This window comes from Sphingobium psychrophilum, assembly GCF_012927105.1.
Taxonomy (GTDB): Bacteria; Pseudomonadota; Alphaproteobacteria; order Sphingomonadales; family Sphingomonadaceae; genus Sphingobium; species Sphingobium psychrophilum.
This window is the reverse complement of the sequence record NZ_JABBFV010000006.1, coordinates 236,344-250,099: the sequence shown is the minus strand read 5'-3', so window position 1 is coordinate 250,099 and position 13,756 is coordinate 236,344. Positions and strand designations below refer to the sequence as shown.

Sequence of the window (13,756 nt, the reverse complement as noted above, 5' to 3'; positions counted from 1 at the left end):
GATCGCAGGAGTTTTTCTCATGACCCGCATTGCCCTTTATGCCCGTTACTCCTCGGACCAGCAGAGCGCCGCATCGATCGAGGATCAGCTTCGCATCTGCCGCGAGCGCGCCGAGCGTGAGGGCTGGCATGTCGTCCACAGCTATCAGGATGCCGCGATCTCGGGTGCGAGCATGATCCTGCGTCCGGGCATTCAATCGCTACTCCAGGACGCGCAGGCGGGTAAGTTCGACATCGTTATTGCCGAAGCGCTCGACCGTGTGTCGCGCGACCAGGCAGACGTGGCGACGCTCTACAAGCATCTTCAGTTTGCGCGCGTGCCGCTGGTGACGCTGGCAGAAGGCGAGATCAGCGAACTCCACGTCGGCCTCAAGGGCACGATGAACGCGCTGTTCCTCAAGGACCTGGCGAAGAAGACCCATCGCGGGCAGCGCGGGCGCGTCGAGAAGGGATTTTCGGCGGGGCCGGTGGGTTATGGCTACCGCAATGTTCGGCGGCTATCGAGCGAAGGAGAACTGGTGCGCGGCGAATGCAAAATCGAGCCGCTCGAAGGGTCGGTGGTGAACCGCATCTTTCGCGAGTTCGCTGCTGGCAAGAGTCCCCGCGCTATCGCCCGTGATCTCAACGCAGAAGGTGTCGCCGGCCCCGCCGGACGTGCGTGGAGCGACACGACGATGATCGGCAAGCGGTGCCAGGGCGTGGGTATCCTCAACAACGAACTCTACGCTGGCTTGCGGGTTTGGAACCACAAACATTACCTCAAGGATCCGCGCACCGGCGGCAGGATCAGCCGGACCAATCCCGAGTCCGAATGGATCCGGGTTGAAATGCCGCAACTGCGCATCGTCAGTGACGATCTGTGGCAGGCGGTCAAGGACAGGCAGGATGCCTTGGCTGTCCGGTATAAATCGACGATCGACGGCGTCCATGCCACACAGGCCAGCCGCATGCATCTGGCCCGCCGCCCTGTCCATCTGTTGTCCGGTCTTATCGAATGTGGTCTGTGCGGCGGTAAGATCGGGGTGGCCGTTAATGGTCGCTATGGCTGCCTCAACCATCATCGCCGCCATATCTGCGCCAACAACCGGACCATCCTTCGCGAAAAGCTGGAACAGCGCGCGCTGTCGGGCCTTGCCGAACGACTTGTCTCACCGGACAAGGTGCAGGCCGCCGTCGCTGCCTATGCCGAATATATCAACCGCGAGAACCGCGAACAGCGCGCGCAGATGGAAGTGGATGCCCGCGCGCTGGAGAAGGTCGAGCGCGCCATTGGCGGGATCATGGCCGCGATCGAGGACGGGCTGTATCAACCTGCCATGAAAGCCCGCATGGACGAGCTCGAACGGCAGAAGGCCGATATTGCTGCCCGCATGGCACAGGCACCGCAAGCGATCCCCGACGTGCATCCCGGCATTGCTGAAATCTATAAGCGGCAGATGGATCGGTTCACCCAAGCGCTCGAAGACCCGGAAACCCGGCTCGATGCCTCGGAGGCCATCCGTTCGTTGATCGACCGGATTGTCCTGCATCCCGGCGAGAAGCGCGGCGAAATCCACGCCACGCTCCAAGGCGCGCTCATGGGCATTCTCGAATTTGTGCAAGACAACCCTCGACCTGTAGCCGCTGTTACGACAAAGGCGGCCTCGGGTTCGCGGGAGAGGGTTGGGTGAGGGTCTTTTTGTCTGTATGGCATGAAGCATGCACCCTGTCCGACGCCAGACCAGTCCCCACGCTGCGAGATTGCGCAGGGATGCGACTGACGTCGAACACAAGCTGTGGACCGTACTACGCAATCGACAGTTAGAAGGTTTCAAATTCCGGCGTCAGGCCAGTATCGGACCGTTCATTGTCGATTTCCTGTGTGTCGAGACGATGCTAATCATCGAACTGGACGGTGGTCAGCATAGTGAAGAGAAAGATGCGGCACGCACGCTGTCCCTGAAAGCAAGAGGTTACAGCATTCTGCGCATCTGGAACCACGAGGTTCTCGCGAATTTCGATGGCGTGGTGGAAGCGATCCGTCTTGCGTCGACCAAGCAGGCAAGACCCTCACCCAACCCTCTCCCGTGAAGACGGGAGAGGGCAAAGATGAGCAGATGGCGCACCCCCCCACACAAATCCCCTTTCCTATTGCGACATCGTCTGATCTATCCTCGTCGATGGACCAGCACCCCGCCCCGCAAACCGCCGCGCCCTTGCCGCCCGCCGCCGATCGCGCCCACTGGACACCCGCCAAACAGCGTCTCTTCCTGATCGCCCTGCTCGACACCGGCACGGTTGCCGCTGCCGCACGCAGCGTCGGCATGTCGCCCACCAGCGCGCATCGCCTGCGCCGTCGCCTGGCCGGCACGATGTTCGATCGCAGCTGGGACTGGGCGCTGATCCAACATACCGAACGCATGGCCGATCCCTTCGCGCCCGACCGTCTGCCCCCTACGCAACAGGCGCGCCAGTGAACTGCCGGGGACGCGCCCCTGTCCCCACCCTGTCGCACCCGCAGCGTCGCGATGGCCCGGTCGTGGCCATGAAGGCGCGTCGGCGTGACCCTGTCGTGACCCGACCCTTACCTCGGCGGGGCTTTGCGACAGCTTTGCCGGGGCTTCACCCATACTATTGGCCCGATTCACCCAACGACGCTGTATACTTCGGCAAACGCCCCATCCGCACGCCGCCCCCGCAACCACCCTTGCACTCCCCCACCCCCTGCGCCAAAGACGCATCGTGACCGCCAGCATCAGCATAGGGACCGACAGCCACGGCAACGCCGTGCTGGTCGATGTCGAGGAATTGCTCGCCACCCGGCTGCTCGTTCAGGGCAATTCGGGGTCTGGCAAGTCGCATCTGCTGCGCCGCCTGCTCGAAGAATCCGCGCCGATGGTGCAACAGGTGGTGATCGACCCGGAGGGCGATTTCGTCACCCTGGCCGACGCCTATGGCCATATCGTGATCGACGCGGGCGACTATAATGAGCGCGAGATCGTCAAGATGGCGATGCGCATCCGCGAACATCGCGCCTCGGTGGTACTCAGCCTGGAATCGCTGGAACTGGAGGCGCAGATGAAATGCGCCGCGACCTTCCTGTCCACCCTGTTCGATGCGCCGCGCGACCATTGGTATCCCGCTTTGGTGGTGGTGGACGAAGCGCAGATGTTCGCGCCCGTTTCGGCCGGCGACGTGTCGGACGAGGCGCGCCGCCTGTCGCTGGCGGCCATGACCAACCTCATGTGCCGGGGGCGCAAGCGCGGGCTGGCCGGGGTGATCGCGACCCAGCGGTTGGCCAAGCTCGCCAAGAATGTCGCGGCCGAAGCCTCCAATTTCCTGATGGGCCGCACCTTTCTGGACATCGACATGGCCCGCGCCGCCGACCTTCTGGGCATGGAGCGGCGGCAGGCCGAGCAGATTCGCGACCTGGAGCGCGGGCGTTTTCTGGGCCTTGGCCCGGCGATCGCGCGGCGGCCCATCAATGTGAAGATCGGCGCGGTCAAGACCGGCACCCGCGGCGGCGCGCACAAGCTGATCGCCCCGCCCACCACGAGTGGCGAGGATTTGCAGGAATTATTGTTCGCCAACCACGCGGACGACACGCTGCCCACCCCCGCCCCCCGCGCCGATCCCCCGCCCCGACCGGCCGAGGAAATCATCCGCGCGCTGGCCGATACGCCGTCGGCCCGGCCCGCCGCGCCGGAACTGGATTTCGGCCAGAACGAGCCGGTGGTCGTCGCCGTGCTGGAGGAAATCGTCGCCGATCTGGGCGATGCCGCCCCCAGCGTGTCGACGCTGTATCAGGATTTCGGCGTTCGCTGCCGGATGAAGGGCCTGCGCACGCCACCGCTGGACCTGCCCGCCTTCCGCAAGCGCTTCGCCATGGCGCAGGCGGGGATGGCCGATGCGCATGATCCCCGCTGGGCCGACGCGATGAAGGCGGCGGAGCCTTTGCCCGAGGATATGCTTGCCCCCTTCCTGCTGATCGCGCGCGCGGCAATGGCGGGCCTGCCCTGCCCCGACGACGCCGCGCTGGCGCGCGCCTATGGCACCAGTTCGCCGGGGCGGGTGCGGCGGCTGATCGACTATATGGAAAAGCTGGGCGTCGTCGTCGCCCGCACCGATTTTTCGGGCAAACGCTCGATCGGCGTGCCGGGCCTTGGCCTCTCCACCGCGGCGGCGGACGGATGACGGTGCCGTCGGTCCTCTTCGTGTGCCTGGGCAATATCTGCCGCTCGCCGTTGGCCGAAGCCGCGCTGCGGGCGGAGGCGCAAAGCGCTGGGCTGGACATGACCGTCGATTCGGCCGGGACCGGCGACTGGCATGTCGGCCACCCGCCCGACCAGCGGGCGCAGGCGGTGGCGCTGCGCCACGGCATCGACATCAGCGGCTATCGGGGGCGACAGGTCGGCGCGGCGGATTTCCACCGCTTCTCCCATATTTTCGCGCTCGACGCCGACAATCTGAAGAATCTGCGCCGCATCCGCCCATCGGACGGGACAGCGGATCTGCGCCTGCTGATGGACCTGGTGCCGGGGCGCGCGGGGACGGGCGTGGTCGATCCCTATTATGGCGACGATGCCGGGTTCGACCTGACCTGGGACGATGTCACCCGCGCCGCCAGGGCGATCGTCGCCGGGCTCTAACTGGTTTCGCGGACGACCAGTTCGGGAGTGATCTGCACCGATCCGGCATCTTCCCCGCCGATGCGGCGGAACAGCAGGTCGACCAGATGATGCGCGCCCGCCTCTATATCCTGCCGGACGGTGGTGAGCGGCGGACGGGCCAGGCGGGCGAGCGGGATGTCGTCGAAGCCGATGATCGACAGGTCTTGCGGCACGCGCAGGCCATGGTCCGCCGCGGCCGACAGCAGGCTCATCGCCACCACGTCGGACGCAGCGAAAATGCCGTCGGGGCGATGGCCGGCGGCAAACCAGTCGAGCGCCGTGGCATGGCTCGCCTCCGGCGTGAGCGGGCTGCGGACCAGGGCAACGTCGCCGCGCAACGCTGCCGGCAGGCCAGCGAGGAAACCGGCATGGCGGGCAGCAAATTCGGGCACGCCGACATCGCCGAAGAAGGCCAGTCGGCGTCGGCCGCGCTCCACCAGATGCTGCGCCGCCAGCCGCCCGCCCGCTTCATTGTCAGCGCCCACCGTGGCGGGACCGCCGTCCGCCGCCTGTTCGCCCCAGACCACCATCGGCCGGTAATGGGCGGCGACGCGGTCCAGCACGGCACCCTGGTCCGACTGGCCGATGATGATGACCCCGTCGGTGCGGCCAGTGCGAATGAAGGTGTCGAGCCAGTCGTCCCGGTCGGGCAATACACGCGACAGCAGCAGGTCATAGCCGCGTGTCGTCAACGCATCGGCCAGGAAGCCCAGCATCGCCACGAAGAAGGGATCGGACAATTGCTGGCCGCGGGCATGACCCAGCGGCATCAGCACCGCGATCGCCCCGGTGCGACCAAGGCGCAGATTCTGGGCGGCGACATTGAGCCTGAAGCCGTGCCGGTCGGCCAGCGCCCGGATGCGATCACGCGTGCGCTCGCTGAGCGCGCCCTTGCCGGTCAGCGCCCGTGACACGGTGGACACCGACACGCCGGCCAGGCGCGCCAGATCGGCGATGCTCTTGAGCTGGCCGGTTTCCTGATCGTCCATGGGCCGCAGACTAGGACAAATGCGCCCGGTCCACAACGCCTTGCCGTCTGGCGTACAAGGGGCCACGAAAGCCGATACCCAACGCGAGCAGGTGCGCCGACCATGCCCTCTCCTTATCCCCAACCCATCTTGACGCGCGCCGTCTGGGCTGTAGCTTCTTTCCACCCTATTCTCAGCCCGGTTGGACCGCTTATGCGCGCTACCATGTTGCTGATTGACGCGGTGCCCGATGCCGGACCGTCCTCGTCCGGCCGCCCGCTTTTGCGCCTTTCGCCTGCCCGTCATTCCCTGCGGAGCGGTCGATGATAGTCATAACAGGGGGAGAGGAACGTCCATGCAAATTGTCTATATCGCCATAGGATGCGGCTTATTAGCCATCATCTACGGCCTGTTCACCAGCCGCCAGGTGCTGAGTCAGCCAGCCGGCAATGACGCCATGCAGGCGATCGCCAGCGCTATTCAGGAGGGGGCGAAGGCCTATCTGGGCCGCCAATACACCACCATCGCCATCGTCGGCCTGGTCGTGGCCGTGCTGGTCCTCTATTTTCTGGGCGTCACCTCCGCGGTCGGATTTCTGATCGGTGCGATCCTGTCGGGGGCGGCAGGATTCATCGGCATGAACATATCGGTCCGCGCCAATGTCCGCACCGCCGAAGCCTGTCGTGGCACGCTGCAAAGCGGTTTGACCGTCGCCTTCCGGGCCGGTGCGATAACCGGGATGCTGGTGGCGGGCCTTGCCCTGCTCGCGATCAGCGTCTTCTTCTGGTATCTGACCGGTCCCGCCGGCCATGCGCCCGACGACCGGCTGGTGATCGACAGCCTCGTCGCGCTGGCCTTCGGCGCATCGCTCATCTCCATCTTCGCGCGGCTGGGCGGCGGCATCTTCACCAAGGCGGCCGACGTCGGTGCCGACCTGGTGGGCAAGGTCGAAGCCGGTATTCCGGAAGATGACCCCCGCAATCCCGCCGTCATCGCCGACAATGTGGGCGATAATGTGGGCGACTGCGCCGGCATGGCCGCCGACCTGTTCGAAACCTATGTGGTCACCGTCGGCGCTACCATGGTGCTGACCGCGTTGCTGGTGACCGGGGTCGACAATGCCTTCCTGATGAAGCTGATGGCGCTGCCGCTGATCGTTGGCGGCGTATGCATCATCACGTCGATCATCGGCACGTACATGGTCCGCCTGGGGACCAGCCAGTCGATCATGGGCGCGCTCTACAAGGGGTTCTGGACCACCGCCCTGCTGTCGATCCCGGCCATCTATGTCGTCACCCAATATACGCTGGGCGACCTCAACGCCGTCTTCGGCGCGGACCTGGACGGCTATGGGGGCTATACGGGGATGAAGCTATTCTGGTCGATGCTGGTCGGCCTGGCCGTCACCGGCCTGCTGGTGGTCATCACCGAATATTATACCAGCACCAATTATCGCCCGGTCCGGTCGATCGCCAAGGCATCTGAAACCGGCCATGGCACCAATGTCATACAAGGGCTGGCCATCAGCCTGGAATCCACCGCATTGCCGACCTTGGTGATCGTCGTCGGCATCATCGTCGCCTATCAGTTGGCGGGCCTGATGGGCATCGCCTTTGCTGCGACCGCGATGCTGGCGCTGGCCGGCATGGTGGTGGCGCTCGACGCCTATGGCCCTGTGACCGACAATGCCGGCGGGATCGCCGAAATGGCGCATCTGGACGATAGCGTGCGGGTGAAGACCGACGCGCTCGACGCGGTGGGCAACACGACCAAGGCGGTGACGAAGGGCTATGCGATCGGCAGCGCCGGCCTGGCCGCCCTTGTCCTGTTCGGCACCTTCACCGAGGATCTCGACTATTATGGCGCGGCGCTGGGCCTGACCGAGCCGGTCGATTTCTCCTTGAAAAACCCCTATGTCATCGTCGGCCTGCTGCTCGGCGCGCTGCTGCCCTATCTGTTCGGCGCAATGGGGATGACCGCCGTGGGCCGCGCGGCGGGCGACGTGGTCAAGGATGTCCGCGCGCAGTTTGCCGAGAATAAGGGCATCATGGACGGCACCAGCAAGCCGGACTATGCGCGCACGGTCGATCTGGTGACCAAGGCGGCGATCAAGGAGATGATCGTGCCGTCGCTGTTGCCGGTGCTGGCACCGATCGTCGTTTATTTTGCGATCACAGCGGTAGCGGGCAGCGATAACGGTTTCGCCGCTCTTGGCGCCTTGCTGCTGGGCGTCATCGTATCCGGCCTGTTCGTCGCTTTGTCGATGACCAGCGGCGGCGGCGCATGGGACAATGCCAAGAAATATATCGAGGACGGCCATCATGGCGGCAAGGGCAGCGAAGCCCATAAGGCCGCGGTGACGGGCGACACGGTGGGCGATCCGTACAAGGACACGGCCGGCCCGGCGGTGAACCCGATGATCAAGATCACCAATATAGTCGCGCTGCTGTTGCTGGCGGCGCTGGCGCATGGGGCCTGACAGGCGATGAAGGGGGAGGGGAGGCCGCGCGCCTCTCCTCCCCTTGCCAGCGCCCCGGCTGGTCGCGCGATACGCCATGCTTAGCTGATTTTAACCCTTTGTTCAGGGCAGGAGCGCAGTTTGAATCAGCGGTCGGCCTGACGGGGGCAGGCTGCGCCGCGCCGGATTTCCTGTCGCGTCGCAATGGGCGCGACCCAGCAAGAGCAGCGGACGCCATGATCATGCACGCCATAAGCAATGACGAACCAGGGCGTATCGCCGCCCTACAACGCTACGAAATTCTGGACACCCCGGTCGAAGGCGCGTTCGACAAGGTGACCAACCTGGTGCGCGCTTTGTTCGGCGTGCCGATCTCCGCCGTGTCGCTGATCGACAAGGACCGGCAATGGTTCAAGTCGATCGCCGGGCTGGATGTGTCCGCAACACCGCGCAGCATCGCCTTTTGCGATCATACCATCCGTCAGGACGAACCGCTGGTCATTACCGATGCGCGCGAAGATCCCCGGTTTCGCGACAATCCACTGGTGACGGGCGATCCGGGCATCCGCAGCTATGCCGGCGTGCCGCTGCGCACGCCCGACGGCTATAATATCGGGTCGCTCTGCGCCATCGACACCCGCGCTCGCGACTTTCCGCCCGAACAGATGGAGATATTGAAGGGCCTGGCCCCGATCGTGGTCGAACAGATGGAGTTGCGGCTGCTCGCCGAGCGCGATCATCTGAGCGGCGCGCTCACCCGGCGCGCCTTCGTCGCCGAAATCGACAAGCGGATCGCGCTGTTCGTCCGGCACCAACGGCCGGCCGCGCTGATCCTGCTCGACATCGACCGTTTCAAGCGGATCAACGACAGTTATGGCCATCCGGTCGGCGACCGGGTGATCGAGGCGGTGGCCGCACGCTGCGCCAGCCTGTCGCGGCCCAGCGATTCGCTTGGCCGGATCGGCGGCGAGGAGTTCGGGCTGCTGCTGCCCGAAACCAGCGAGGCTGACGCGCTGGCCGCGGCGCGCCGTTTCTGCGCGGCGATCGAGGATCTGTGCATCCCGCATGATCCGCCGCTGCGCGTCACCGCCAGCTTTGGCGTGGCGGCGATCGGTCCGGGCCGCATGACCAGCCACGACTGGCTCGCCACCGCTGACGCGGCGCTCTATGCCGCCAAGCGCAACGGCCGCAACCGGGCGGTACTCGCCCCGATCGAGGCGATCCGCGCGGCTTGATCTGAAGCGGCGTAAGAACCATCACAGACATGTTTTGTCATCAAATTGAAATGCAATCGTAACAACGGAGTCACGCAACCGTCATAGTGGCGCGACACCGCCAAGGCCGGCGGTGGAGATGATGCCCGATGCGCCCGACCCCCATATTTTTGCCCTTGCTGGCCGCGCTGGCATGGCCTGCCGCCGCCCATGCGAGCGAGGACGAGCAACTGTGGACCACCGCCAGCGCCACGGTGAAGCTGAGCGAGCATTGGCGGCTGTCGCAGGAAGTGGTCGCCCGCTTCAGCGATGATCGCAAGGGCCTGTATGAAATCGAATCCAACACGTTGGTCGGCTATAAATTGTCCAAGGCGGTGACGATATGGGCGGGCTACACCCATGACCCGCAATATGCCGGTGGCGACTTCACCGTGATGGAGCATCGGGGCCGCCAGCAACTGACGTTCGACAATATCGCCAAAGTCGGCCCAGTGTCGATCAGTGCGCGGTTGCGGATGGAGGAGCGCTGGCGCGACGGCGTAGACGGCACCGCCTGGCGGTTGCGCCCCTATGTGAAGCTGGTCATGCCCTTCCGCGAAGGCGGCAAGACCGCGCTGGTGCTCAGCCATGAAAGCTTCTTCGACCTCAACAAGACCAATTTCCAGCGGGTCCAGGGTGAGGAGCGGATGCGCAACATGATCGCCATCACGACGCCGGTGGCGAAGAATGTGAATGCCGAAATCGGCTATCTGCACCAGCATGGTTTCCGCCCCGACGCCGACGACAGCAACGACAATGTCGCCTCGCTCTCCTTGGGCTTCAGCTTCTGACGCGGGGGATGGAATTGCTCGACAAGGGACCGAATTTACGCCGGTGCGCTTCAGTCTGGATGGAGTTGAATTAGCCTCGTCGCCTGTCTTCTGATGCTCTGCCTGGGCAGGGAGGGCATCCGACATGGCGACGCACAGCAATGGCAACAGGCTCTATTATGGCGACAATCTGGACGTGCTGCGAGGCCATATCGCCGACGCCAGCATCGATCTTGTCTATCTCGACCCACCGTTCAATTCGAACGCCAGCTATAACATCCTCTTCCGGTCGCCAGCAGGCACCGGGGCCGACGCCAGCATAGAGGCGTTCGACGACACATGGAGTTGGGGTCCCGCGGCAGCGGGCGCGATGATGGACATCACCCAGGGCGGCAACCACAAGCTGCATGTCCTGATGCAGGCCATGCGCACCGCGATCGGCGAGAATGCGATGATGGCCTATCTCGCCATGATGGCGGTGCGGTTGCAGGAACTGCATCGGGTGCTCAAATCGACCGGCAGCCTCTATCTTCACTGCGATCCCACCGCGAGCCACTATTTGAAGCTGGTGCTGGATGCCGTGTTCGGCGCTGAGAATTACCGCAACGAGATTACGTGGAAACGCACTACCGCGCATAATGACAGCGGGCGATACGGGCGTAACACCGACATCGTCCTGTTTTACGCGCGCGGCGTCCGCCCGACATGGAACCCCCAATATCTGGCCTATGACGACAGCTACGCCGACCGGTTTCGCCACGCCGATCCCGACGGGCGACGATGGATGGACGATAATATAACGGCCAAGGGTCTATCGGGTGGCGGCTACACCTATGAATATCGCGGCGTCACCTCGCTCTGGCGCATGCCCATGGAAACCATGGTCCGGCTCGATCGCGAAAATCGCCTGCACTTCACCCGTACAGGTGGCATCCGGCTCAAACGCTATCTCGATGAAGCTAAAGGCTTGCCGATACAGGCATTATGGACCGACATCCTGGCACTGAATTCGCAGGCGCAGGAGCGCCTCGGCTACCCGACGCAAAAACCGCGCGAACTGCTGGAACGCATCATCGCTGCGTCCTCCAACCCCGGCGATGTCGTCCTCGACCCCTTTTGCGGTTGCGGCACGGCCGTCGATGCGGCGCAGAAATTGGGGCGGCGATGGGTCGGGATCGATATCACCCATCTGGCCATCGGGCTGATCGAGAAACGGCTGCGCGAAGGCTATGGCGATGCGGCGCGGTTCGAAACGATCGGCAGCCCGCGCGACCTCGCCTCCGCCCAGCGGCTGGCGCAGGACGACCCGCATCAGTTCCAGCACTGGATAACCCTGCGCCTGGGCGGATGGCCCTGGATGGGCGGAAAGAAGGGCGGCGACCGCGGCGTCGATGGTTATTTCTATTATGTCGGCGCGAACGGACAGACCGAAACCGGCGTCATTTCCGTAAAGGCGGGCCATCATGTCAATCCGGCCATGGTCCGTGACCTGGGCCGGGTGATGCAGCGGGACGGCCACAAGCTGGGCCTGTTCGTCTGCGCCGGCATGCCGACTCGGGGCATGGAGCAGGAGGCTGATAGCCATGGGCTGGTCCAGACCGAGTTCGGCCGCTTTCCCGCGTTGCAGATCTTCACTCTGGCGGAACTGTTTGGCGATCGGCACCCGCGCCTGCCGCCGCTGGTCAGCCCCAATCGCAAAGCACCGCGCGTTGAAACGCGCCGATCGCACCAACCCGGCGCGCAGGCCGCGCTCCAACTGGAATAGGCGCGCTTGCCGCCTTACCCGGCCGGGCCTATAGGCGCGGCATGACTGCCGAACCCTTCGCCAAGCAACTCGCCGCGCTGGAGTCGCGCGGGCGGTTGCGTCGCCTCATCTCCCGTTCCGGGCGTGATTTCGCCTCCAACGACTATCTCGGCTTGGCCGGCGATCCGATGATTGCGCAGGCCGTGGCGGACGCGATCGGGCGGGGCGTGCCGGTGGGCTCTGGCGGGTCGCGGCTGCTCCGCGGCAATGCGCCCGAACATGAAGGACTGGAGGCTAAGGCAGCCGATTTCTTCCGCACCCAGGCCGCTTTGTTCGTCGCCAATGGCTATATCGGCAATCTGGCGCTGTTTTCCACCCTGCCCCAGCGCGGCGACCTGATCGTGGCGGACGAACTGATCCATGCCAGCGCGCATGACGGCATCCGCATGAGCAAGGCCGCCACGGTGTTCGCGCGGCATAATGACGTGCAGAGCTTCGCCGACCTGATCGCCGCCTGGCGGACCGAGGGCGGCAAAGGGCGGATCTGGATCGCGGTCGAAACGCTCTATTCGATGGATGGCGACGTCGCGCCGCTCGCCGACCTCGCCAAGCTGGCGGCGACCCATGGCGCGATGCTGCTGCTGGACGAAGCGCATGGCACCGGCGTTTTCGGGCCGGGCGGACGCGGTCTGTCGGCCGGGCTGGACGGGCTGCACAATGTCATCACCCTGCATACCTGCGGCAAGGCGATGGGGACCGAAGGCGCGCTGATCTGCGGCCCGCGCATCCATATCGACTATCTCATCAACCGCGCCCGCGCCTTCATCTTTTCGACCGCGCCGTCCCCGCTGATGGCGGTGGCGGCATCGGCCGCGCTCGACCGGATCGAGCAGGCGAGCGACCTGCGCGACCGGCTCAAGACGTTGCGGCAGGATGCGGCCGAAGCGATCTGTGCGCCGCTGGGCCTGCCCTCGCCGCGCAGCCAGATCGTGCCGGTCGTGCTGGGCGAGGATATCCGCACCATGGCGGTGGCGGCCGCGTTGCAACAGGCGGGCTTCGACGTGCGCGGCATCCGCCCGCCGACCGTGCCTTCCGGCACCAGCCGGCTGCGCATATCGCTGACGCTCAACGTCGGCCGCGCCGACGTCGCCGCGCTGGGTCAGGCGCTGCTTAAGGCGATGGCATGAGCGTGCTGGTCGTCACCGGAACGGACACCGGTATCGGCAAGACTGTGTTTGCCGCCGCCCTCGCGGGCGCGCTGGGCGCGCATTATTGGAAGCCGATCCAGGCCGGGGTCGACCCGGAGGGGGACAAGGAAACCGTCGCTGCCCTTTCCGGCCTGCCCGCGACGCGCATCCTGCCCGAAGCCTTTCGCCTGACCACCCCCGCCTCCCCCCATCTCGCCGCGCGGATCGATGGCGTGGCGATCGGGCTGGACCAGTTGGCGCTGCCCCAGGTGGACGGGCCACTGGTGGTCGAGGGCGCGGGCGGCGTGCTGGTGCCGATTTCGGAAACGCTGCTGATGGCGGACCTTTTCGCTTATTGGGGTCAGCCGGTGATCCTGTGTGCCCGCACCGGCCTTGGCACGATCAACCACAGCCTGCTGAGTATCGAGGCGTTGCGGTCGCGCGGCGTGGGCGTGGCGGGCATCGCCTTCATCGGTGATGCGCATGACGAAAATGAGCGGATCGTCCCGCAACTGGCGGGCGTGCCGTCGCTTGGCCGATTGCCGCATCTGGACCGGCTCGATCCCGCTACCCTGGCCGCCGCTTTCGCCGCCCACATCCGGCTTCCCGAATATTTCAACGGTCGATAATTTTCGACCAACGACATGGACTTCATTCTTTGACGGGCGTTCAAGTCCGCGTCAGAACGAACGGCCTAAGGTCGTTTGCCATATATGATGCAAGGGATG

12 protein-coding genes are annotated in these 13,756 nt (G+C 65.0%); 11 read left to right on the top strand and 1 reads right to left on the bottom strand.

Annotation, left to right across the window (positions count from 1 at the left end; all coding sequences use genetic code 11):
• The first annotated feature begins 19 nt into the window (after window positions 1–19).
• The 5 genes from HHL08_RS11050 (at window position 20) to HHL08_RS11030 (ending at window position 4,627) form a co-directional block, all read left to right on the top strand.
• Window positions 20–1,669 (top strand): recombinase family protein, encoded by a 1,650-nt coding sequence (locus HHL08_RS11050; protein WP_169573154.1) that lies wholly within the window; start codon window positions 20–22, stop codon window positions 1,667–1,669.
• Window positions 1,670–1,739: 70 nt separating this feature from the next.
• Complete coding sequence (locus HHL08_RS11045) at window positions 1,740–2,069, top strand: endonuclease domain-containing protein (protein ID WP_235955029.1); 330 nt, start codon at window positions 1,740–1,742, stop codon at window positions 2,067–2,069.
• Between the two features lie 89 nt (window positions 2,070–2,158).
• Entirely contained in the window at window positions 2,159–2,455 is a 297-nt protein-coding gene (locus HHL08_RS11040) for a helix-turn-helix domain-containing protein (protein ID WP_169573150.1), read from the top strand.
• Between the two features lie 265 nt (window positions 2,456–2,720).
• Window positions 2,721–4,172 (top strand): helicase HerA domain-containing protein, encoded by a 1,452-nt coding sequence (locus HHL08_RS11035; RefSeq protein WP_169573148.1) that lies wholly within the window; start codon window positions 2,721–2,723, stop codon window positions 4,170–4,172.
• Window positions 4,169–4,627 (top strand): low molecular weight protein-tyrosine-phosphatase, encoded by a 459-nt coding sequence (locus HHL08_RS11030; protein ID WP_169573146.1) that lies wholly within the window; start codon window positions 4,169–4,171, stop codon window positions 4,625–4,627. Before HHL08_RS11035 ends, HHL08_RS11030 begins: the two co-directional genes overlap by 4 nt.
• On the opposite strand, the gene HHL08_RS11025 is transcribed toward HHL08_RS11030, so the two are convergent.
• On the bottom strand, window positions 4,624–5,637 hold the full coding sequence (locus HHL08_RS11025; protein WP_169573143.1) for a LacI family DNA-binding transcriptional regulator: 1,014 nt from the start codon (window positions 5,635–5,637) through the stop codon (window positions 4,624–4,626). The two genes, HHL08_RS11030 and HHL08_RS11025, sit on opposite strands and share 4 nt — an antisense overlap.
• A 334-nt stretch (window positions 5,638–5,971) precedes the next feature.
• On the opposite strand from HHL08_RS11025, the gene HHL08_RS11020 reads away from it, so the two are divergent.
• From HHL08_RS11020 to bioD, 6 genes are all read left to right on the top strand, one after another.
• Complete coding sequence (locus tag HHL08_RS11020) at window positions 5,972–8,095, top strand: sodium-translocating pyrophosphatase (protein ID WP_169573141.1); 2,124 nt, start codon at window positions 5,972–5,974, stop codon at window positions 8,093–8,095.
• Window positions 8,096–8,316: 221 nt separating this feature from the next.
• Window positions 8,317–9,309 carry a sensor domain-containing diguanylate cyclase gene (locus HHL08_RS11015; RefSeq protein ID WP_169573139.1) on the top strand — a complete coding sequence of 331 codons (993 nt, stop codon included), beginning with the start codon at window positions 8,317–8,319 and terminating at the stop codon, window positions 9,307–9,309.
• A 128-nt stretch (window positions 9,310–9,437) separates the two neighbouring features.
• Entirely contained in the window at window positions 9,438–10,118 is a 681-nt protein-coding gene (locus HHL08_RS11010; protein ID WP_169573137.1) for a DUF2490 domain-containing protein, read from the top strand.
• Between the two features lie 124 nt (window positions 10,119–10,242).
• Entirely contained in the window at window positions 10,243–11,862 is a 1,620-nt protein-coding gene (locus HHL08_RS11005) for a DNA methyltransferase (protein WP_169573136.1), read from the top strand.
• Window positions 11,863–11,903: 41 nt separating this feature from the next.
• Window positions 11,904–13,028 carry an 8-amino-7-oxononanoate synthase gene (locus tag HHL08_RS11000; RefSeq protein ID WP_169573134.1) on the top strand — a complete coding sequence of 375 codons (1,125 nt, stop codon included), beginning with the start codon at window positions 11,904–11,906 and terminating at the stop codon, window positions 13,026–13,028.
• On the top strand, window positions 13,025–13,657 hold the full coding sequence (bioD, locus tag HHL08_RS10995; RefSeq protein WP_169573132.1) for a dethiobiotin synthase: 633 nt from the start codon (window positions 13,025–13,027) through the stop codon (window positions 13,655–13,657). The genes HHL08_RS11000 and bioD overlap by 4 nt, the downstream gene beginning before the upstream one ends.
• The last annotated feature ends 99 nt before the right edge of the window (window positions 13,658–13,756 follow it).